Annotated in this window: 15 protein-coding genes and 1 tRNA gene; 13 read left to right on the top strand and 3 right to left on the bottom strand. The window is 66.1% G+C overall.

Annotated elements, in window-relative coordinates; genetic code table 11:
* Positions 1-57 precede the first annotated feature (57 nt).
* Both Q9R20_RS05070 and Q9R20_RS05065 read left to right on the top strand, forming a co-directional pair.
* On the top strand, positions 58-2,592 hold the full coding sequence (locus tag Q9R20_RS05070) for a LuxR C-terminal-related transcriptional regulator (protein WP_311248278.1): 2,535 nt from the start codon (positions 58-60) through the stop codon (positions 2,590-2,592).
* Between the two features lie 160 nt (positions 2,593-2,752).
* Entirely contained in the window at positions 2,753-3,235 is a 483-nt protein-coding gene (locus tag Q9R20_RS05065; protein WP_311248277.1) for a MarR family transcriptional regulator, read from the top strand.
* On the opposite strand, the gene Q9R20_RS05060 is transcribed toward Q9R20_RS05065, so the two are convergent.
* Positions 3,236-3,592 (bottom strand): hypothetical protein, encoded by a 357-nt coding sequence (locus Q9R20_RS05060; protein WP_311248276.1) that lies wholly within the window; start codon positions 3,590-3,592, stop codon positions 3,236-3,238.
* Positions 3,593-4,688: 1,096 nt separating this feature from the next.
* On the opposite strand from Q9R20_RS05060, the gene Q9R20_RS05055 reads away from it, so the two are divergent.
* A complete protein-coding gene (locus tag Q9R20_RS05055; RefSeq protein ID WP_311248275.1) occupies positions 4,689-5,690 on the top strand; it encodes a glycosyl hydrolase in 1,002 nt (333 codons plus the stop codon).
* A gap of 7 nt (positions 5,691-5,697) precedes the next feature.
* Here the strand turns inward: Q9R20_RS05055 and Q9R20_RS05050 are convergent, their stop codons facing one another.
* Positions 5,698-6,924 carry an ROK family transcriptional regulator gene (locus Q9R20_RS05050; RefSeq protein WP_311248274.1) on the bottom strand — a complete coding sequence of 409 codons (1,227 nt, stop codon included), beginning with the start codon at positions 6,922-6,924 and terminating at the stop codon, positions 5,698-5,700.
* A gap of 75 nt (positions 6,925-6,999) precedes the next feature.
* On the opposite strand from Q9R20_RS05050, the gene Q9R20_RS05045 reads away from it, so the two are divergent.
* The 9 genes from Q9R20_RS05045 to Q9R20_RS05005 all read left to right on the top strand — a co-directional run bounded on the left by Q9R20_RS05045 (position 7,000) and on the right by Q9R20_RS05005 (position 20,918).
* The gene (locus Q9R20_RS05045; protein ID WP_311248409.1) at positions 7,000-7,839 is read left to right on the top strand and encodes a substrate-binding domain-containing protein; all 840 of its coding nucleotides are present in this window, start codon (positions 7,000-7,002) and stop codon (positions 7,837-7,839) included.
* A 144-nt stretch (positions 7,840-7,983) separates the two neighbouring features.
* Complete coding sequence (locus Q9R20_RS05040; protein WP_311248273.1) at positions 7,984-11,106, top strand: cellulase family glycosylhydrolase; 3,123 nt, start codon at positions 7,984-7,986, stop codon at positions 11,104-11,106.
* A 56-nt stretch (positions 11,107-11,162) separates the two neighbouring features.
* On the top strand, positions 11,163-12,458 hold the full coding sequence (locus tag Q9R20_RS05035; protein ID WP_311248272.1) for an extracellular solute-binding protein: 1,296 nt from the start codon (positions 11,163-11,165) through the stop codon (positions 12,456-12,458).
* Positions 12,459-12,619: 161 nt separating this feature from the next.
* Complete coding sequence (locus Q9R20_RS05030; protein ID WP_311248271.1) at positions 12,620-13,468, top strand: sugar ABC transporter permease; 849 nt, start codon at positions 12,620-12,622, stop codon at positions 13,466-13,468.
* Entirely contained in the window at positions 13,465-14,367 is a 903-nt protein-coding gene (locus tag Q9R20_RS05025; RefSeq protein WP_311248270.1) for a carbohydrate ABC transporter permease, read from the top strand. Before Q9R20_RS05030 ends, Q9R20_RS05025 begins: the two co-directional genes overlap by 4 nt.
* The gene (locus Q9R20_RS05020; RefSeq protein WP_311248269.1) at positions 14,256-16,844 is read left to right on the top strand and encodes a glycosyl hydrolase 2 galactose-binding domain-containing protein; all 2,589 of its coding nucleotides are present in this window, start codon (positions 14,256-14,258) and stop codon (positions 16,842-16,844) included. The genes Q9R20_RS05025 and Q9R20_RS05020 overlap by 112 nt, the downstream gene beginning before the upstream one ends.
* Positions 16,845-16,897: 53 nt before the next feature.
* On the top strand, positions 16,898-17,836 hold the full coding sequence (locus Q9R20_RS05015; protein WP_311248268.1) for an ROK family protein: 939 nt from the start codon (positions 16,898-16,900) through the stop codon (positions 17,834-17,836).
* A gap of 71 nt (positions 17,837-17,907) precedes the next feature.
* Positions 17,908-19,554, top strand: a complete 1,647-nt coding sequence (locus tag Q9R20_RS05010; RefSeq protein WP_311248267.1) for an ABC transporter ATP-binding protein — start codon at positions 17,908-17,910, stop codon at positions 19,552-19,554.
* A complete protein-coding gene (locus Q9R20_RS05005; protein ID WP_311248266.1) occupies positions 19,551-20,918 on the top strand; it encodes a carboxylesterase family protein in 1,368 nt (455 codons plus the stop codon). The genes Q9R20_RS05010 and Q9R20_RS05005 overlap by 4 nt, the downstream gene beginning before the upstream one ends.
* A 519-nt stretch (positions 20,919-21,437) precedes the next feature.
* Here Q9R20_RS05005 and Q9R20_RS05000 read toward each other — a convergent pair.
* A tRNA-Gly gene (locus Q9R20_RS05000) sits at positions 21,438-21,508 on the bottom strand.
* Between the two features lie 271 nt (positions 21,509-21,779).
* Between Q9R20_RS05000 and dcd the strand changes: the two genes are divergently transcribed.
* On the top strand, positions 21,780-22,385 hold the full coding sequence (gene dcd / locus Q9R20_RS04995) for a dCTP deaminase (RefSeq protein WP_311248265.1): 606 nt from the start codon (positions 21,780-21,782) through the stop codon (positions 22,383-22,385).
* The last annotated feature ends 65 nt before the right edge of the window (positions 22,386-22,450 follow it).

The raw sequence follows: 22,450 nt of genomic DNA, 5'->3' as shown, positions 1-22,450 counted from the left end.
ACTGAGAGCCCCTGGCCCGCTCGTCGGCGGGCGAGGGACTCCGGGGGGAGATGCGGTATGTCGAGGGGTCGGAAGAACATCGGGGCGAGAGAACTCGTCGGGGTCGAACGCGAGCTGGAGAGCGTCGCCGACCTCGTCGGGGAGGGCGCCTCGGTGGTGGTCGCCGGGCCGCGGGGGAGCGGCCGGACGGCCTTCCTCGGTGCGCTCGGGGTGCGGTTCGGCAGCGCGGCTGTGCTGCGGACCTCGGCCGTGCTGTCGTCGGTGCCGTTCGGTGCGATCGACGCCGCAGCGCACCCCGCCCTGAACGCCCTCATCGACGATCCCGACCAGCGCGGGGAACCCGTCGTCGTCATCGTCGATGACGTCGAGGCCCTCGACGACGACTCCGCGGGCCTTCTCGCCCGCGCCGTCGCCACCGCGCGGATCACGGCGGTCTTCGGCCTCCGAACGGCGAGAGCGCGCTCGATCGAGGACTCCACGGCGCTCTCCGCCGGTCGCCGTGCGGCCCTGGGCCTGTGGGTGGAGGGGCATGCGTCGCGTGTCGATCTCCCTCCCCTCTCCGACGGGGATGCCGCGCGGTTCCTCGCCCAGTTCGCCGACGTCGACCTCCTCGACCGGGTGACGCGCGAAGGATTGATCTGGCGGGCCGACGGATCCCGCTCGCTGCTGCGGCACCTCGTGCTCGAAGCGACGAACGCGGCTCGCGCGGGTCGAGACCCTCTTCGCGCCGTGCAGACGGTCTCCCGCGACAGCCGGCTGGCGGTCACGCTGTCCCGGCACATCGTCGAGTACCCGCCCGCCGATCTGCGGACGCTGGCGGTCGTGGGTCGCCTCCCGCGCCTGGAGACGGCGACGGCAACGCGACTACTCGACGGCGAGAGCGTGGAGGCCCTGGTCGCCGGGGGACAGGTGCATGCCGACGTGTCGCCCCTGCGCCGGCTCATCGCGAACGACGTGCTCGCCCAGGAGGCCGAACGCGTGCTCGGCCCGGCCGTCGTCGACGAGGCCGTCGACGCCGCCGGAGTCCGCATGCTGGCGGAAGCCGACGTCTGGTGGAGCGCCGCGGTGTCGGTCTCGATCGCGGAGCGCTGGCACCGTCTCGGCACCAGCGCCTCGGGCGAGATCGACCAGCCCGCGCCCGTGCGCAAACGCATCGCGCTCGACGCCGCTCGGGATGCCAACGACCGCGGCGACACCGCCCACGCCACCGCCCACGCGGCCCGGGGCCTGACCGCCGGCGAGGACCCCCGGCTCCGCCTGGAGGCCGACATCGCCGCCGGCGTCGACCTGACGCCCTGGCTCGGCGACGGGCTCGTCGACGCGACCGACGTCGTCGCCCGGCGCCGTTCGGCGCGCAACCGGGTGGACGCGGGAGTCGGCTGCCCCACCGATGAGGGCACGGCCGCGGAGGCGCGCGTGGCGACCCTGCTGAAGGAGTCCGCGGCCGCGGGCGCCGCCATGCAGTGGGACCGCGCGCTCGAGCGGGCCGAGCTCGCCGCCGCCGAGAACGAGGTGCCCGCGCCGCTGCACCTGCGCGCCCTCCTCGTGGCCGGAGCGGCCGCCGCGAACCGCGGACGCTGGTCGGGCGCGCGCCGCTCCTTCGCCGCGGTGGAGCGGATGCTCGACGCCCGCCCCTGCCCGGCGAGCATCAGCGCCCGGCAGCGACTCGAGGCGGTCACCCTGCTGCTCGCCAGCCACCAGGTCGCCGGGGCGGACGGATCGCGCCTGCAGCGTCGCCTCGAGCGCGAGGTGGCGACGATCGCGCGGGAGGGCGGCTCGCACGACATGCCCCTGGCGGCCGTGGCGATGGCGCTCGGTCTCACCGCCGCCGGTCGGGCCCACGAGTCGCAACGGGAGCTGGACCAGCTGATCCCCGCCACGACGGTGCTCCCGGAGCCCTATCCCGTCATGATCGTCATCGCGGTCGCCGACGAGCTCGCGATGGCCGGTCGACCGCTCGACGCCCGCGCTCTTCTCGACCGCCTCGACGAGCAGACGACCGCGCGCGCACGGCGCGGCGTTCTCTACGCGCGGACGACCATCCTCGTCGCCGAGGGCCGCCTTGAGCAGGCGCGCGCGACGGCGCGAGCGACGGCCGCCCTGTCGGCCGGGGGCGGGGGTGCTGCCTTCCGCATCCGCGACCTCTACCGGCTCGCCGTGCTCGGCGTCGCCGTCGAGGACGAGATCGACGAACTGGTGCAGCTCGCTGCGACCACCGACCTCCCGCTGGCGGTCGAGGCGGTGCGGCGGGTGTCTCAGAGCGCGGCGGCCGAGGAGGACGTCGAGCTCAGCGAGCTCCGCCTCCACACGCTGTACTCGGCGGAGGGAACGTCGGTCGCGCCGCCGAGACCGGTGGTGCAGTACTTTCCTACCGTCGGCAGCGAGCCCTTTCCGGCGGAGGAGCTCACGCCACGTGAACGAGAGATCGCCCTCCTCGCCAGCGAGGGGCTCACGAACCGGGAGATCGCCACGCGACTGTTCCTGTCGGTGCGCACCGTCGAGTCGCACGTCTATCAGGCGCGGATGAAATGGGGTGCGGCCACTCGCGCCGAGCTCGGCAGGCTCGTGGCCGCGTCGGGATCCGCCGCTTGACACGACCGGTAGGCGTTCGATGAGGTGCCCGGCGGCAGGACGTCACTTGGTTAGCAGGCTTAGGTAGCGTGGTTAAGTGTCAAGGGAGTTGAACATCACCAGGTGAACCTAAACGGTCTAGGTATAGTGGGGCCGTCACACGAAACCCTGGAGCGAGTCGATGAACGCAGGAACTGGCGAGACCTCTCCTCTCATGGCGGCGCTCGCGCTGTACAGCGGCGAACGCGAGGATGCCGCTGCCCGTGCCCGTAAGCAACTCGGAGTGAACGAGCTCGACGCCAAAGCCCTCGCCTACGTGGGTGCCCACCCCGGCGTCCGGCCGTCGGAGCTCGCGGGTCACCTCGGAGTGACGTCGGCGGGAATCACCACGATGGTGGAGCGGCTCGTGCGCCGCGGCATCCTCCGCCGCGAAGCCGACGAGGCGGATCGCCGCGTCAGCCACATCCACCTCGCGGTCGACCTCGAGAAAGAGCCGTGGTCGCAGCTGGCGCATTTCCAGAACACGTTCCGCGACATAATCGAGCAGATCGACCCGAAGGTCGAGGAAGACTTCGCGGCGTTCATGCGGCACGCGACGCTCGCGGCCAAGGAGCAGGCGTCGCGCGTCGATCGCGTCGCCGTCACGGGGTCGTCCGCCGCGTAGTCAGCCTCGGGTCTCGTCGGCGATCTGCGCCATGTGGGCGACGGACTTCAGCTGCAGGAAGGCGCACAGGTCCGCCGCGTACGACAGTTCCCGACAGAGGTCGTACACAGCGCTCGGCGACAGCTCCGTCACCTCGGGCTGGGCCTCGAACGTCACGCGCCAGTCCGGCGCACCGACGGCCACGGGTGCCAGGTACACCGACGTGGTCGCGTTGGACAAAGGGAAGATGACCAGGCCGCTGTCGACGCCGTCCAGCGGCTCCTGGTCGGCGACATAGGCGACACCGCCGCCGCCGGCCCCGCTCGCGGCGAACTCGTCGAGCCATGTCTCCAACAAGTCTTTGCTGCGGAACGGCACTCTGGAACTCCCTGTCGGATTCGACGGATCACATCCCGCCAACAGCATCGTACGATACAGCTGGATCCCGTCCATCAACTGCCGGCCCTCTCGTGAAACGCAGGCCTCGGGGCGGGGCGACCAGGGCGGGCCGGCCTCCGCCCTTCGCAGACCATGTCCCACAATGCGCGGCGTGTGTCCCAAAAAGGGCCGGTTGAGAGGATGCCAAGCAGCACAAAGTGGGACATGGCTTCTGCCCGAGAGCGAACGCCCCGGCGGCGTGGGCCCACCCGAGGCTTCGATTCACGGCAACACGAAAGCCCTCCCGGACGGCCTACGGCCGCCCGTGAGGGCTTTGAGGGGCTGACGGGAATCGTCCCCACCGCCCCTCCACACGCCGCTGCGCGGCGCGCGGAGCCTCTGGCGGCGTGGGCCCACCCGCCGCAGGATCGGTTCCTACGGCACCCACGCGAAAGGTCCGCCACACCGGCTACGCCGGCATGTCGGACCTTTTGATGTCACTTCCTGAGCAACTTCAGACAGAGATCGGCATCTGCCGTTAGTCTGGACTGGGCAAATCAGGGTCGCTTCGAGCTCGGACAGATCTCGTCTCCATGGCTACATCAGACTTTGTTTTTCCCAAAAGACCTCGTGAGGCGGCGAATCCGTCTTCAGGGTTAGGGTCCCAGTTGGCGCTGGACCGGGCTGAGCAGTTTCTCGCCTGGGCGGAGGTTGATCAGCTGGTGATCGCGCCCTGTGAGCATGGATTCAAGGCTCTCGTGACTTTCGCTGGTTGCGAAGATCACCTGAGCGCCTGAGCGCCCGGCCTCAGATGCGTGCGCCAGTAGCGCCGCGAAGCTCGTGCGAGCTGTGTCCTGCTGCCGGGCGCCGACACGCCAAATAGAAGATCGCCGGCCCGGGTGAGACGCGGTGTGTAGTCGCGTTGGCCAAGGTGATTCACCCTCGCCAGGGGGAACTTTGGCGCCGTTCCGGCGCGGAATCACCGGCCCACAGTGGGGTGCTGCCAGGGGAATCAAAATTAATTAATGAAAGCGGTGGACCTCACGGACCGCGTCGGGCATTCTGGAGCCCTCAATGAAGAGGGAGGGCACTGCCCATGATGAAATCACGCCGCATTGGTGCGGTCAGCTTCGCTCTAGCCGCGGTTTGCGCGGTCTCGCTCGCGCAGCCGCCGACATCCGCCGAGGCGTTCCAGCCGAGCACGCGATCAGCGGTGATCCAGTATCTGAACTCGATCACTGGGTCCAACATCGTGTCCGGACAGCACAACAAAGAGCCCGCGTCTCAACCAGCGCAGTACACCCAGCAGGTCAAGGACATCACCGGCCAGTACCCGGGCCTTTGGGGTGGAGACTTGTTCTTCACCTCAACGGATGCGGCTAACCGCCAGCGTGTAATCGATCAAGCCAAGACCGAGTGGCGCAACGGCTCTCTTGTCACCCTCGCGTGGCATGCCTGCCCGCCGACAGGCCCGAGCACCTGCAACTTCGACGGCGGAGTGAAGAGCAACATCTCGGATGCTCAGTTTCAGCAGATCGTCACGGGTGGGACGGCGTTGAGCAACACTTGGCGTCAGCGCATGGCCGAGGTCGTCCCCTATCTCCGCCAGCTTCGAGACGCTGGAGTTCCCGTGCTTTTCCGTCCCTTCCACGAGATGAACGAAACGTGGAACTGGTGGGGAGGGCGCCCTGGCGTGAACGGCAGCGCCAAGATCTACCAGCAGATGAAGGACTACTTCGACTCGCAAGGACTCACAAACCTGATCTGGGTGTGGAATGTCCAGGACAACCCGAACGCCAACTGGTCGAGCTACTACCCTGGGTCGTCCTATGTCGATGTGGCGTCCCTGGACGTCTGGTATAAGGACTATCCGAGCTCATCCGACTACTCGCAGTTGCAGAACAGTGCCCCAGGAAAGCCGATTGCCATTGCTGAGATGGGCAAAGTTCCAAGTTCCAGCCTGCTGTCGTCCCAGACGAGATGGTCCTACTTCATGGTCTGGTCTGAACAGCTCAGACAGAAGAACTCGAACGCTGAGATCCAAGCGGCCTATTTCAACTCCCGCGTCCTGAATCAGGGAGAAGTGGGTTTGCCCTGAGTGCGGTTCACGGCCCGGAGAACTTCAACGCCGGGCCGTGGCCCGGGGCTAGTTCGCCCTGCAACGTGAGGGCCGCCGCGCCGATGGCGGCGGAATCCGTCGGGTTGATGGACAAGTCGACGGTGGTGAGGTGGGTCTTCCGCGCGAAGCTCCGGCGAAGCGCGGTGCGTACTTCGCGGACGTAGATGGAGCCGGCGGTGGCGATGCCCGGGCCGGACAACACTATTTCGTCCAGATCGAAAAGATTGGTGAGGGTCAGTGCAGCTCTCCCCACGGCATTGGCGCCGTCGGTCACGAGCTCCGCGGCGTCCGGGTCCTCAGCGACCGCGGCGCGGGAGATGGCCTCCCAGTTCTGAGCCACCGTTGCCCGCTCGTCCAGTCGGAGACGAGCAGCGATTCCGGGGTGCGCGAGCGCCCGCTGGACCATCACGCGCGGCGCGGCCATCACCTCGAGGCAACCGTAGTTCCCGCAGAAACACTCCGGGCCGTCCGTGGCGACGGCGATGTGGCCGATCTCTGCGGCGTTCGAGCTCGCCCCACGGAAAAGCGCCCCATCAACGACAACACCCGCCCCAACCCCTGATCCGATGTAGATGCAGGCGAAGGAGTGATAGCGAGAGACACCGCGGCTCCAGAATTCTCCGAGCGCGGCCGCGCTGGCGTCGTTGTCCACCAGAACGGGCATGCCGAGTGCTCTCTCGAACTCAGCGCGCACCGGAACCTCGCGCCAATGCGGGAGCGACGGGGCTTCGATGACCACGTCAGGGTTCATGCGCATCGGCCCCGGAACAACGAGGGCAACACCATTAACGCTCGCCGGCGGGATGTCCGCGGCGCTGGCGAAGCTACGAAGGGCGGCCGCGAGGCGGGTAATGACCATAGTTGGGTCCTCAGTGCCCGCGCCCGGTAGTCGCTCGCGGGCGATGACGCCTCCGTTGGTATCGGTCGCGACGAAGGTGGCTGACTCCAGCCCCAGTTGAATGCCGATGCCGTGGCGTGCTCGACGGTTCATGTCGAGGAGGCGCCGGGGCTTCCCGCCCGTTGACGGTGCGGTTCCTGCGTCGACGATGACGCCGTCGTCGAGGAGCTTGCGCACAATGAGGGAGATCGCGGGCTGCGTCAGACCCGTCGCGGTCGTCAGTTCGACTCGGCTGATGGGGCCGGAGGAGCGAATGAGATCGACGACGAGTGCTCGGCTTCCGGGAGACTCCGGTGTCGCCTGCGGCCGTGCCATCGGGTCGCCTCCTGCGGCGCTGGGTAGTTTAGGCGAGCAAGTATGCACCCCGAGAGGATCGTACCCGTGACGCACATGCAGCCCCCCATTGGTCTCGCTCTCGTTCGTGACGCAGAGATCCTGGGAGCCGAGCCGTACTTCCACGACCTCATCGTTGGCATTGAGGAGATGACCCTCATCCAGGGGTACCCGGTGCTGTTGCGCGTACTGCCATCTCAGCAGGACGAGACGACCCTTTACCGTTCCTGGGCGGAAGCGTCCCTGGTATCAGGTGTCCTGCTTGTGGATATCCAGGAGGCGGACATTCGTCCCCAGCTCGTCGTCGATCTGGGCCTCCCCGCAGTGGTGGTCGGGCCTCCCGTTGACCAGCAACTGATGACGGTCTGGACGGACGATGATGCGGCGATGCATCTGGCCGTCGAGTACCTCATCGAGCAGGGGCACAGCGAGATCCTTCATGTCGGAGGGCCCACCCACATGCGTCACTCTCTGTCTCGGCGGACGGCGCTGGCCAGCACGTGCGAGGAGGGTGGTGTCACGGCGCGCTTTGCCACGGGGGACTACTCGCGCTCGTCCGGTCGGGCGGCCACATCGACCGCGCTGATCGAATATCCGCGCGTCACAGCCGCGGTGTACGACAGCGACCTGATGGCGTTGGGCGGGCTCGAAGCAGCCGAGGAGGCTGGTGTGCGCGTGCCGGATGATCTCGTCGTCATCGCCTGGGACGACTCGACGCAAGCTCAGCTGTCGACGCCTTCGCTGAGCGCCATCGCTCGGGACACTCGAGCTGTCGGCCGCATGATCGGCCAGGCGATGCTCGATGTTCTGAAGGGGTCACCGGCCGATCTGCGCCACGCGCCGGCGGCCACCCTGCGCGTTCGAACGAGCTCCGCCCGTGATGAACCCGTTACATAAGTAATTTATCTAACCTCTTGACCTCCTTCGCGTCGTGATCGATGCTGGGTTCTACGCCGCAGGGCGAACCCGCATTCACCGGTCGAAGGAGCCTGGTCGTTGTCTCAATCCCACCCCACCGCTCGCGGTCTGATCGCCGCGGCAGTGAGCATCTCCGTGACCGCCGGAGCGCTTCTCGCCGCTCCCGCAGCCACGGCGGCGCCTGCGTCGCTCGCTCAGGCGTTTGACTCCAAGAACACGTCCTTCGTGCAGCGCGACGGCAGCCGCCTCACCCTCGACGGTCAGACTTTCCGTGCAAGCGGAACCAACATCTACTGGCTCGGTCTTGACGAGAATGTCGGCGGCGTCGACTACCCGACCTTCTTCCGCATCAAGGACGCTCTGGACACCGCCAGTCGAATGGGCGTCAACGTCGTGCGCTCGCACATGGTGACCTCCACAGGCCAGAACGATACGAACCCGCTCGCGATCATGCCGCGCCTGGGCGAGTTCAACGAAGAGGCTTTCAAGACGGTCGACTTCGCCATGGCGTATGCGGGGAGCCTCGGTATCCGCTTCATCCTTCCGCTGACGGACGAATGGAGCTACTACCACGGAGGTCACCGGGACTTCACGACCCCGCTGGGGCTGCAGTCAGCGGATTTCTACACGGCGCCCGCCGCCATCAGCGAATACCAGAAGTACGTGGACATGATCCTGTCGCACACCAACTCGCTGACCGGCAAGAAATACGTCGACGACCCAACCATCCTCGCCTGGGAACTCGGCAACGAACTCGAAGGCATGACGCCGGACTGGATCAACCAGCAGGTGGAGTTCATCGCACAGCGAGCGCCTCAGCAGCTCATCGCCGCCGGACGCCGCTTCGACATCGACCCGGACACCCTGACGGCACCCGACCTCGACATCGTCGACGTCCACTACTACCCGCCGACCGTAGACAAGGTCGCCGCCGACTCGGCCGCCGTCGCGGCAGCGGGTAAGGCCTACATCGCGGGGGAGTACGCCTCGACAGCCGCCACCGGCGAACTACTTGACGCGGCCGCCGCGAACCCGAATGTCTCAGGGATGTTCTTTTGGTCGCTGTTCGGGAACAACGACCGCGGCGGCCTCGTCCCGCACGACGACGGCTTCACGCTGGATTACCCCGGCGACACCGACCGCATGCGCCAGTCAGTCACTGCCATCGAGGACTTCGGACGCGACCTCGGGCTGTCGCACACCACGGGGGTGAAGGAAGCCCCGCTCGTGGTCTCCATCGAGCAAACCAACGCCATCAACCGAATCGCTTGGCGCGGAACGGCTGGCGCGGTGGACTACACCATTCAACGCCGCGCGAGCGGCAGTGAGTGGGTGAACGTAACGGCCGCCCCCGTGGGGCCATCCGCGTCACCGGTGACCGACCTTGAATCACCCGCTGGCGCCGAGTACCGGGTGATTGCCCGCGCTGCGGACAACACCACGTCTTCTTCGGACTCCGTCGACGCAACCAGCGGGACCGTTATGGTCGACCCGCTATCGGACTGGCGTCTCACCTCCGCCCACGCTGGCGCCACTCTGTCGGTGCCGGGCGGGGCGCGAGCGACCAGCGCGACGGCCACGGCGACGTGGAAGGTGCCGGGAATCGCTCGCGCGGCCTTCCGCTTGTCGTCGATGGCGGGAGCGACCGTCGAAACGAGCGTCGACGGCAACACCTGGGCCGCAGCCGCCACGAACTCCCCGAGCCCGTCAGAAGTTGTTGCAACCGATCTCAACGCGGAGTACGTCCGGGTGTCGTGGGCAAGCGGAACCGTGCTCGAACGTGCCACGGTCTCGAGCTCGGCTCCTCGTGTGGCGCTGTTCGATCCCCTCGACGATTTCAGCCTGACGCACGCCCACAACGGCAGCCTGTCGTTCGACACGGGGAACCCCGCGCTGTTCAGCGGTGACACCTCCCGTGTGAAACGTGACGCCTCGGACGGTTCCGAGTCGCTGACCTGGACCTACGACAACATCTCCGGTGCAGACCTGATCGCCTATTACTGGCCCGACCAGCCCGTCATCCCACTGACCATTTCCGGCTCGAGCGATGGTCAGCAGTGGCGCGCACTCACCCCCGCCATCGACGGTGGTGACGGCAATTGGAAGCGGTACACCTATCGTCTCCGCGACCTCCAGAATCTCGACTACATCCGCGTGTCTTGGGAGGGCGAGGCTGGCCAGGTGTGGACCCCGCAGATCTCACAGATCTCGATCTACTCCCCAAACGCCCCCCAGCTCGGCGCACCCGGCGACGTCTCGCTGCAAACACCGGTCAACGGTGAACTGGATGTTCGATCCGCTCCCACCTTCACGTGGCTGCCCGTCACAGATGCTGCGTACTACCGCTTCGAGCTGTCCCGCGACGCTGACATGGGAACCAAGGTTGCCTCCGAGACCGGCCTGACGGGACCGTCCTACCGCCCCGCAGTCGACCTCGAGCCTGGAACCACTTATTACTGGCATGTGGTCGCCGTGAACGGGCTGGGGACAGCAACATCCCCCACCTGGAGCTTTACCACCGCGCCCGAACCCCTGGCGAACTCGGTCGTCGATGACTTCGAGTCCTACGCCGACGATGCGGCCCTGACGTCCGCATACGTCCGCAACACCGGCGGGGGAGCGGTGACGTCCACACTGGCGACGGGAACGGCGACACCCACCCAGGCGGGCTCCTTCGCATACGACCTCGGAGCGCCCGGCTATGCGGGCGTGGTTCGCTCCCTCACGGGAATCAGCTGGTTCGGATACACCGGGCTCGGCCTCACCCTTGACGCCCCGGTCGGCTCAACCGTCACCGTCCAGTTCGTCGCCTCCGGAGGCTACTGGGAGACTCGGCTCCCCGTCACACAGGCCGGGCCTCAACCCGTCACGGTCGACTTCAGCGCTTTCGCCCCTCCCGCATGGGCCGGGGAGTCAAGACTGGACCTGTCTACCGTGACCGCAGTGGCCTTCTACTTTTCCGGCCCCGCCCAGAGAACAGTCACCATCGACGACGTGGTCGCCCTCGCGCCTGTCAACGAGCCAGCCCCTGGACCTGAACCCACACCGGGGGACAGCGGCGTACCCACGCCCGGTGACACACCGAGCTCCAGCGCCCCCACACCCGCGCCGTCCGCCCCTGACGCCTCCGGCTCCCTCGCGACCACCGGCACGAGCGCTCCCCTCGGGTTCGCCGCCCTGGGCGCGCTGCTCGTAATCGCAGGGATCGGTGGCGCTTGGATCCGTCGCTCACGAACCCGTTCCTAACCCCACACACCCGGTGCGGCGGCGGTGCCGCCGCCACACCACCCCGAAGGAGAACCATGAAAAGGCATGTCATCACCGCCGCAGGCTTGACCACGGTGGCCGCCCTCGCCCTCGCTGGCTGCTCAGGTGGCGGCTCGGCGAGCACAGACGACAACCCATCCGGTGAGATCACCGTCCTGACCAACCGCACGGACATCGTCGACACCGTCTTCCAGGACTACGTGAAGGAGTTCCAGAAGACGTACCCGAACGTCCAGGTCAAGTTCGAAGCGCTCACCGACTACGAGGGTGACGTCCGTATCCGGCTGAACTCCAAGGACTACGGCGACGTACTCCTCATCCCCACCTCCAACGTCACACGCGATCAGTACCCAAACTTCTTTGAGCCGCTCGGTGACGAGCAGGAAGTCTCGCAGACCTACCGATTCGCCAACGACGGTGCCTACGACGGAACGGTCTACGGTCTGTCGACTTTCGGCTCGGCGATGGGATACGTCTTCAACCGCGACGTCTGGACCGCCGCGGGGATCACGACGCCGCCGAAAACCGAAACGGAATACCTCGACGCGCTCAAGGCCATCAAGGACACGGGCGTCACCCCGTACTACACGAACTATAAGGACGGCTGGCCGCTGTCCTCCCTCGCCGGCAACATCGGCGGCGTCACCGGCGCAGGGGCGCTCAACGCCATGACGACCGAGAACGCGCCGTGGAGCAAGAGCAACGACATCTACGACGTCGACGGTCTGCTTTACGACACCGTCGCCGCCGGCCTCAGCGAACCCGACCCCACCACCACCAACTGGGAGGAATCCAAGAACCTCCTCGCCACGGGCAAGATCGGTTCGATGATCCTCGGATCCTGGTCCGTTTCGCAGATGCAGGACGCGGCCGAGGCCGCCGGCAAGTCGCGAGACTCCATCGGTTTCTGGCCGATGCCGTGGCAGACAGACGGCAAGTTCACCTCGGTCACCGCGACGGACAAACTCCTCGCGGTGAGCAAGTTCTCGAACAACAAGCCGGCTGCCAAGGCCTGGGTCGACTGGTTCGAGACCAAGTCAGGTTTCGCTGAGAGCCAGGGTGCGATCAGCCCGCTGAAGGCCGATGACGCCCCCGCCACGCTGTCGGATTTCACCGACCTCGGAGTGCAGTACGTCGAACTCGACCCGCGGCCCGAGGGACAGGAAAGCCTGATCACAGACGTCGCGAATAAGGCGGAAATCACCCTGTTCGGCGAGAAGTACCGCCAGGAGCTCATCGACACCGCACGCGGCGCTCGCGACGGTGACAAAGACTCCATCTTCGCCGACCTCAACGCGCGTTGGGGTCAGGCGGTCGCCGCCACCAAGTGATTCCCCGGTGCGGGGTGGGCACCCGAGCCCACCCCGCACCACCCCTCCGGAAAGGAGTGCACGCGATGGCAATCGCCGAAGGCACCCCCCTTGAAACACTCCCCGCCCGCCGACGTCTGCGTCGTGCGGGCTCGCGCCGGTCCGCCGCCCGCGGGTGGCGGATGACCCCTTGGCTCTTCCTCCTCGTGCCGCTGGGTTTTCTGATCTTGTTCACCTACGTCCCCGTGGTCAACTCGTTCTGGTACAGCGTCACGGATTGGGACGGTCTCGACCCGCAACAGAATTTCGTGGGGCTCGATAACTACATCCAGATCTTCACGCGACCCGAATACTTCCAGGTCTTCGCTGTCAGCCTTTTCTACCTCGTCGGTGCCTTCGCACAACTTGGACTAGCCCTCTTCTTCGCCGTGCTGCTCAGCTTTCGCACCCGATTCAAGAACTTCTTCAAAGGCGTCATCTTCTTCCCTTACCTGATCAACGGTGTCGCCATTGGTCTGATGTTCTTGTTCTTCTTCCGCCCGGGCGGCACCCTCGACAGCGTTCTAGCAGCCTTCGGCGTCGTCAACCCGCCGCAATGGCTCGGCGACCCCTCCATCGTCAACATCTCGCTGGCAGCCACGTCCGTGTGGCGCTACATGGGGCTGAACTTCGTGCTGTTCCTCGGCGCTATCCAGTCCGTCCCGTCCGAGCAGTACGAAGCCGCCGACCTCGACGGGGCGAACTCGTGGCAGAAGTTCCGCTTCATCATCCTCCCGAGCATCCGCCGCATCCTCGGGCTGTCGCTCATCCTTGCTGTCTCCGGGGCGCTCTCCGCCTTCGAGATGCCCTACATCATGACCGGCGGAGCGAACGGGTCCGAGACTTTCGTCATACAGACAGTCGACACCGCCTTCCGCTACGCGCAGGTCGGACTCGCCTCCGCGATGGCCGTCGTTCTGTTGGCGATTGTGCTCATTATCACCGCCGTGCAGCGACGGTTCTTCCCCGACGAGAAAGCGAGCGTGCAATGACTGGCACCCTCACCCGTGCTACCCCCACATCGCGCCCCGCCTCAGCCAGACCCGCGCAACGGCGAGCCCACCTCGACCTCGGATGGATCGCGACGGTCCTGAAATACGCAGCCCTGGTTGTGGCTTGTCTGTTCGCGCTGCTGCCGATTGTCACGATCTTCGCGCTCGCATTCAAGACGTCGACGGAGTACCGCACCACTGGGCCGCTCGACCCGCCGTCGAATTGGCTCAATTTTGAAAACTTCTTCATCGCATTCACCCAGGGCGGGATGCTCACCGGCTTCCTCAACACGGGCCTCATCCTTGTGGTGTCGATTGTGGGCACCATCCTCATTGGCACCATGACGGCGTATGCAGTCGACCGGTTCCGATTCAAAGGGCGAGCGCTCGTCACCGGAGTTTTTCTTCTGGCCACGCTCGTCCCCTCGATCACCACCCAGGTCGCGACGTTCCAGGTCATCAGCGCACTCGACCTGTTCAATACGCGATGGGCAGCAATAGTCCTGTTCACCGGCACTGACATCATTGCGATCTACATCTTTCTGCAGTTCATGCAGAACATCCCGGTTGCCCTCGACGAAGCAGCCATGATCGATGGTGCAAACCGCTTCACCATTTACTGGCGCATCATCCTGCCGTTGCTCAAGCCCGCCATTGCCACGGTGGTGATCATCAAAGGCATCGCGGTCTACAACGAGTTCTACATCCCCTTCCTCTACATGCCGTCGAGAGACCTGGGGGTGATTTCGACGTCCTTGTTCCGCTTCATGGGGCCTTTTGGTTCCCAATGGGAAGTCATCGCCGCCGGCACCATTCTCGTCATCGTCCCCACCCTCGTCGCCTTCCTCTTCTTGCAGCGATTCATCTACAACGGACTCACGTCTGGAGCTACCAAATGACCGACCTCGCCACCGCCCGCCCCCTAGCCGCGCACGCCACCTCCCTCCCCGACATCTGGCAGTTGCGCGCACTCGAAGGCCCCATACCCGCTGACATCGCCGGCCGCACCATCCCGGCCACTGTTCCGGGTCTCGTACACGTTGCTCTCCTCGAGGCTGGCTTGATCCTCGACCCGTACCTGGACCGCAACGAGACCACCGTTACCTGGATTGGTCAGAGCTCCTGGGAGTACGCCACGACGTTCGAGTGGGCGCCCGACGGTCAGGACCGCCACGAACTCGTCTTCGACGGTCTCGACACGTTCGCCGAGGTCAACCTCAACGGTCGCACCCTCGGACGAACCCGTAATCAGCACCGGACTTACCGCTTCGCCATCGACGAGGCGCTGCGAGAGGGGCGAAACGATCTCGTCGTGACCTTCTCCTCCCCGGTCGCTGAGGCCGACCGCGCGAGCCTTGAAATCGGCTACCGCCCGCACACCTACTTCCACCCGTTCAACGCCATCCGCAAGGCCGCGTGCAACTTCGGTTGGGACTGGGGCTTGGACGCTGCGTCATCCGGCATCTGGAAGGCGGCTCGTCTCGAATCCTGGTCGGGGGCGAGATTGGGCGCGACTCGTCCAGTCGTCACAGTTGACGGTGTCGAAGGCGTCGTCGCCGTCCACGTGGACATCGAGCGCGCCGACGACGCTGACTACGAGGTGGAGGTGACGTTGGAGAACGGCCCGACCGCCAGAGTTGTCATCGCTGCAGGGGAGAGCACGGCTGTGGTCGAACTGCGAGCTACGGATGTCGAACTGTGGTGGCCGCGGGGTTTCGGCGAGCAGCACCTCTACAATCTGACGGTCGCCCTGCAGCGCGACGGCGCGACCCTTTCGGAGCGGACCCACCGCATCGGTTTCCGGACGGTTGACGTACAGCTCGAGCGCGATGAAGAGGGGACATCCTTCCGCTTTGTCGTAAATGGCGAGCCCGTCTGGATTCGCGGCGCGAACTGGATTCCGGACGACGCCTTCGTCACGCGCGTCACCAGAGACCGCCTCGCACACCGGCTCGACCAGGCCGAGTTCGCCAACATGAACCTCCTGCGCATCTGGGGAGGCGGCTACTACGAGTCGGATGACTTCTACGACCTGTGCGACGAGCGCGGAATCCTCGTATGGCAGGACTTCCTCTTCGCCTGCGCCAGCTACGCGGAGGAGGAGCCGCTGTGGTCCGAGGTCGAAGCCGAAGCCCGCGACAACATCACGCGCATCATGCCGCACGCCAGCCTCGCGCTGTGGAACGGCAACAACGAGAACATCTGGGGCTACGAGGAATGGGGCTGGGCCAAGCGCCTGCAAGGACGCACCTGGGGTCTCGGCTACTACCTCGACCTGCTCCCGCGCCTTGTGAGCGAACTAGACCCGGCTCGCTCCTACACCCCTGCCAGCCCGTGGTCCGGGGACCCGAACATCTTCGCGAACGACGCCGACCACGGCTCCGTCCACCTCTGGGAGCTGTGGAACCGCGTCGACTACCCCGCGTACCGTGACATTCACGCGCGTTTCGTCGCGGAGTTCGGTTGGCAGGGGCCGGCCACCTGGTCGACCATCAACCGGGCGATCTCCGACTCGCCGCTCACACCCGAATCGCCGGGAATGTTCCACCATCAGAAGGCGACGGACGGAAACGACAAGCTCACAGACGGGCTCGTCGCTCATCTCCCTCTCCCGGACGACACCGAGGACTGGCACTGGGCAATGTCACTGAACCAGGCGCTCGCTGTGACCGTCGCCATCGAGCACATGCGCTCCGAGTCCCCCCGGTGCATGGGATCCGTCGTCTGGCAGCTGAACGATTGCTGGCCCGTGACATCCTGGGCGGCCGTCGACGGCTACGGTCGCGCCAAGCCGCTGCTCTACGCGCTGAAGCACGTCTACACCGACCGACTGCTGACCATCCAGCCCCGAGATGGCGGCCTCGCGGCAATCGCCGTCAACGACTCACCCGCCCCGTGGACGGGCACCGCCACGGCTCGCCGCCTCTCCTTCGACGGAACCGTGCAAGCGAAGGCGGAGTTTCCCGTCGATATCGAGGCACGCGGCACGCACACCCTTTCCCTCCCGGTCGAGATCGCTACCGCGGAAGACGTAGCGGGAGAGTTCGTCGTCGTCGACATCAGCGGCGTTCGCGGGCTGTGGTTCTTCGCGGAACATCGCGACTCGACCCTGACCGCGGCGGACCTGACGGCCACGGCCCGCTCGGTGGAGGACGGGTTCGAGGTGCGCATCACCGCCCGCAATCTCGTGCGTGACCTCGCTCTGCTCGTGGACAAGGTGGACCCCGACGCCGTCGTGGACGACATGCTGGTGACACTCCTGCCCGGCGAGACCGCGACCTTCCATGTGCGCACCGCATGGAGCGGTGAGCCCGAACGGTTCATTGCCCGTGACGTGCTCCGCACCTCCAACCAGCTCGTCGCTGACTGGACCTGATGACGTGCGGGGGAGGGTAATTCGCCCTCCCCCGCAACACAGCAAGGCACTTAATGAACGACACATTTGTCCTGGCCGTCGACATCGGCGGCACCAAATTCGAAACGGCCATCGTCGATGGGTTCGGGAGCATCGTGGAGGGGACCCGCCGCCGGCGGCCCACCGGACGCTCGCGCGACCGCAACGAGGTCGTCGCCGCCCTGCGCGAGAGCGCGGCGGAAAGCCTCGCTGCGGCCGGCCTCCCTATCCGCGCAGCGGGCATCGGATCGGCCGGTCCCGTGGATCTGAGGGTGGGTTCTATCAGCCCACACAACCTTCCCCTTCTGCAGGGTCTCCCCGTGCGAGAGATCGTCGAAGATGCCGTCCGAGTGCCAGCTGTGCTCCGGTTGGACGGTACCTGCATTGCCGTGGCGGAAAGCTGGCTGGGCGCAACACGGGGGACGGCCATCTCGATGAGCATGGTGGTGTCGACGGGTGTTGGCGGCGGGATCCTGATTGGCGGTGAGCCCTTCGGCGGTGTGTCCGGCAATGCCGGACACATTGGCCAGATACACGTCCATTCAGGAGACAGCCGCTCCAACTCAGAGGGAAGCACTCTCGAGGCCGTTGCATCAGGCCCCGCGTCCGTTCGGTGGGCGCAGGCTCGAGGCTGGGAGGGAGCGACCGGCGAGGATCTCGCGCGGGACGTGGCGCGAGGAGACGCCGTCGCGGAAGCAGCTACCCGGCGCTCCGCACAGCTGGTCGGGCAGGCCATTGCCAGTGTGACCACATTGCTGGATCTCGAGGCGGTCGCCATCGGCGGGGGCTTCGCACGGGTCCGAGCCGACTACGTCGACATCGTGCGGGAGTCCGCGCGCGAGAACGTGCTCTTTCCGTACGCGGCACGCGTCAGCATCGCTCCGTCAGGACTGGGGGACGAGGGCCCGCTCTTGGGGGCGGCGGCTCTGGCTCTCCAGGTGGTCGAACCGGTCCACGCGAACGCGGCATTGTGAAAGCCCTGCGGTCGATTCGGCCGTACCTGAGACCCCACCGCGTTCGCATCGCCGTCGCGTCACTTGCATTCGTGCTCAAAGACAGCCCGCTGTGGGTGCTTCCCATCGTCACCGCGGAAGTGCTTGACCTCCTCATCAGCGGCGCGCCGCCCGCGGGCCTTATGCTGTGGGCACTGCTGGGTGCGGCGGCGGTCGCGGTGAACGTAGGCGCGAACGCAATCTATGTCCGTGCCTACTTCTCAGCGGTCCGCGGCATCGGGGCTGACCTGCGACGGAGCCTCACGCAGAGGCTGCAGACGCTGTCGCTGGCCTACCATTCGCGCTCCGCGAGTGCTCTCGCTCAAACCAAGCTCGTGCGCGACGTTGAAAACGTCGAACTGATGCTCCAGCAGAGCTTCGGGCCCATCCTGACCGCCGGTTCTGTACTCGTCGGCGCGAGCGTGACGATGGCTGTCAGAGCGCCTGCCTTCCTCATCTTCTTCGCCGTCGCCGTCCCGCTCGCCGTCATGCTCATCCGCTGGCTACGACTGCGCACCTCTGCAGCCAACGAACGCTTCCGTCGCGAGGTTGAGCGCATGTCGAGCAGAATCAGCGAGATGGGTTCGCTCCTGTCCGTCACTCGAGCTCACGGCCTGGAGGCCGTAGCGGTCGAGCGAGTGACGACCAGCGCAGAGCATGTACGCGCCGCAGGATTTGATCTAGACCGCATCAACGGTCGGTTCGGGGCCATGTCATGGGCCAGCTTCCAAACGCTGAGTTTGGCTTGTCTCTTCGGCGCCGCCCTCGCCTCGTTGACGGGCGTCGTCGATGTGTCGGCTGGAGATGTGATCCTCCTGAGCAGCTATTTCGGGCTGCTGACCGCGACGACTGTCGCTGTTTTCCAGCTTGCGCCCCTGATCACTCGAGGTCGCGAATCTATCTCGTCGATGCAGGAATTGCTCACCGCGGACGAGATCGAACAGAACGACGGCAAGCCCGCCGTGACCCGGGTAGCAGGTGAAATCCGTTTCGAATCGGTGACCTTTGCGTACTCCCGCGAACCTGTTGTCACCGACGTAGACCTGACGGTACGGGCAGGGGAAACGGTCGCTTTCATCGGACCCTCCGGGTCTGGCAAGTCGACGCTGCTGCACCTTTCGCTCGGGTTGATATCCCCACAAGGAGGACGGGTGTTCATCGATGGTCATGATCTCCGAGACGTCGACCGCAGAACATATCGCCGGTTCGTATCCGTCGTACCGCAAGAGCCCGTCTTGTTTGCCGCCACCGTGCGAGAGAACATCACCTATGGCTCGCCCGACCTGGACGACTATGCTGTGTGGGCGGCGCTGGAGGGCGCGAATGCCAGCGACTTCGTTCGCGAGTTGCCTGAGGGGTGGGACACCCTCGTTGGCGAGCGAGGGGGCAGCCTCTCCGGCGGTCAACGGCAGCGTCTCGCTATCGCGCGTGCTCTCGCCCGTGACCCACGGATCCTCCTCCTCGACGAAGCGACAGCAGCCCTCGACGGAGAATCCGAAGCTGCGGTGCAGAAGGCGCTGACGAACCTGCGCGTTGGTCGAACGACCTTGGTCGTCGCTCATCGTCTGTCGACTATCCGAGCAGCTGACAGGATTGTCGTCTTGGAGAATGGGCGCATCGTCCAGCAGGGCAATCATGAGACCCTGGCCCGCGCCGAGGGCTATTACCGCACCACGTTGGAGCGCGCGGGGTTGGCGTGACTCGGTTGAACGGAGCGCGGGAATCGCTGCGAATCGCACGCGGGATTCGATACGCGCGCGCCGAACGCTTTCGCCTTCCCGTTCTCGAGGCGCCCGGTCCCGACCGGCTGACTCTCAGCGCTCCTCAGCCCGGCGCTTTGGGGAGCGAGGATTGCCTCCACCTCACAGTGTGGTCTCCAGCCGAGGCGGACTCAGCCCCCGTCCTCGTGTGGATCCACGGTGGCGCCCACGTGAGCGGGAGCTCCACGAACAGCGCCACCGACGGGGCTCGGTTTGCCGCATCACAGGGTGTTGTCGTCGTCGCGGTGGAGTATCGCCTCGGCTTGCTCGGACATCTGCATCTGGACAGGGATGCAGCCGGGTTCGCGGACTCAGGGAACCTCGCGCTGCACGACCAGCTCGCAGCACTGCGATGGGTACAGGCTTACATTCACCGTTTCGGCGGAGACCCCGACGCGGTCACCGTCATGGGTCAGTCGTCTGGTGGTGTTGACGTCTTGGCCCTGCTCGCATCAGGGGCCGGCGCCGGGCTCTTCGCCCGCGCCATCGCGCACAGTTGCACGGCAGAGCGAACCGCCTCCATCGAGCAGGCGGAGGAAGTCCGAGATGAGCTGTTGAGGGCGGCCGGCGCGTTGGCGGCCACCGAGCTGGTCGACATGCCCATTGGACTGCTGATGCGCGCACAGGAGCGGGTCATAATCGAGCGCTCACAGCGCGCAGTTATAGATTCCCTCCCGTTTCGCCCATTGATCGACGGTCGATTGCTCTGCGAAACCCCGCTCCGGTCCTTTGACCGCGGCGTCGGGAAAAACGTCAGCCTCCTCATTGGAACCAACCGGCACGAAGCCCTACCGTGGGTCGATCCGGCTGGGCACAGTGTTGAGGCGCTCCACGATCTCTTAGCCGCAGTCGCACCCGGGGTCGCGTGGGAGTCCGTGCGTGAGGCGATGAACGCGGATCGAGGCAGCACACCCTCCGCAACGGCGGCATACGAGGCGGTGCTATCGCAAGTCATGTACCGCCTACCGACGGCTCGCGTCGTCGCCTCCCGGCGTGGTGCTCTGACCTACGAGTTCGTCTTCGACCCAGATAGTTCTGAGGAGATTCGTGCAGGCCATTCCGATGAGCTCCCGATGCTCTTCGGCGATGAGCCAAATCCGCCCGCCCAGGCCGCTCTCTCACACCGAATGATGAGCTCATGGGGGGAATTCGTTCGCCACGGGCGGCCCCAGCCCGAGGAGGAATGGGCACCGTCCCCCGGGGGATGCCTTTCCTGGGGGCCACGGACGAAGCGAACATCACAAAGCGACCCAAACCTGCGGGCTCTACTTGAGACCGCCTCGGCGCATGCAGACAGATGGTGAGTTTTCGAAGCGCCGAGTCGAGATGGGCCACTTCGGCGGCCCTCCCCCTGGCGCACGGGTCAGGCGGTGGAGTCGTCTTGCTTGTAGGTGCTTCCTGCGCCGCTCCCTTTGCGTTCAACGCTGGCCCCGAGTTGTCGCTGACGAACTCGCAGAGGGCATGGTCGCGGCTTTCCGCGCGGACGCCAAGCACTGTGGAAGTGCCGCCGGGGATTCGCGGTCAGGCGTGCAATTGCGCCGCGGCCGCAGCGTCATCCTCTGCCTGGGGCCTGGGGCCTGGGGCCCGGGGCTGTCCGCCGGACGATGGACGCGGTGGTGTGCCTCGCTCCTCGAGCGGACCTATGGGCTGCACGTCATCTCAGCAGGGCTACTCCGCACCTCGCCACCACTGCGGCCTCTGGCGAAATAGGCGAGTTTCGACTGCAGAGGACCTTCAGAGGCTTTTGGGGCGACTGCCCGGTCATCTCAGCCGGTCTGACCTAACTGCGAATCGTCCGGTCTAGAAGTGGAAGTGACAATTTGAGGGGCTGACGGGAATCGAACCCGCGCTGTCTGCTTGGGAAGCAGAAGTTCTGCCATTGAACTACAGCCCCGTGCGCCTTGCGGCAGCCCGGCCAGCATAACAGCGTCGCCGTGGCATCCGGACCCTCGTGGGTTGCGGTGCGCGCCACGTCACGTGACCTCGTCGAGACGACACGCCACCGCACGTGCACTCGCCCAGGTCACGTGACCTCGCCGAGGCCACGCGCCAGCACACGTCCGCCCGCCCAGGTCACGTGACCTCGCGTGCGGTCAGGCGCCGCCGCGCCCGTGATGCGCGGTAACCGAGGGGTGCGCGGAGCCGACGCGTTCTAGGCTGGGGCCGTGCTGCTCTCCGATCGCGACATCCGTGCCGAGCTCGCCGACGGGCGCCTCGGTCTCGACCCCTTCGACCCTGCGATGGTGCAGCCGTCGAGCGTCGACGTGCGACTCGACCGGTACTTCCGGCTGTTCGACAACCACAAGTACCCCTTCATCGACCCCGCCGAGGACCAGCCCGAACTCACGCGCCTCATCCAGGTCGAGCCCGACGAGCCGTTCATCCTGCACCCCGGTGAGTTCGCGCTCGGCTCCACCTTCGAGCGCGTCACGCTGCCCGACGACGTCGCCGCCCGCCTCGAGGGCAAGTCGTCGCTCGGACGCCTGGGGCTGTTGACCCATTCCACCGCCGGCTTCATCGACCCGGGCTTCTCGGGGCACGTCACCCTCGAGCTGTCGAACGTCGCGACGCTGCCGATCAAGCTCTGGCCCGGGATGAAGATCGGCCAGGTCTGCTACTTCCGCCTCACTTCCCCCGCGGAGAACCCCTACGGCTCGGGTCCCTACGGCAACCGCTACCAGGGGCAGCGCGGCCCGACCGCGTCGCGCTCGTCGTTGAACTTCCACCGTACCGACGTCGGCTCCACCGACGCGGGGTCGCTCGGCGGCTGATCGAGCGCGCCTCGGCGCCTTCCACGCGACCGCAGGCGTCCGCACTCCGCGGCGCGACGCGCGCA

The sequence above is a fragment of the Microbacterium sp. PRF11 genome, from assembly GCF_031844085.1.
Lineage (GTDB): Bacteria > Actinomycetota > Actinomycetes > Actinomycetales > Microbacteriaceae > Microbacterium.
The sequence above is the reverse complement of the archived record's forward strand: the minus strand, read 5'-3'. Positions and strand labels throughout refer to the sequence as shown.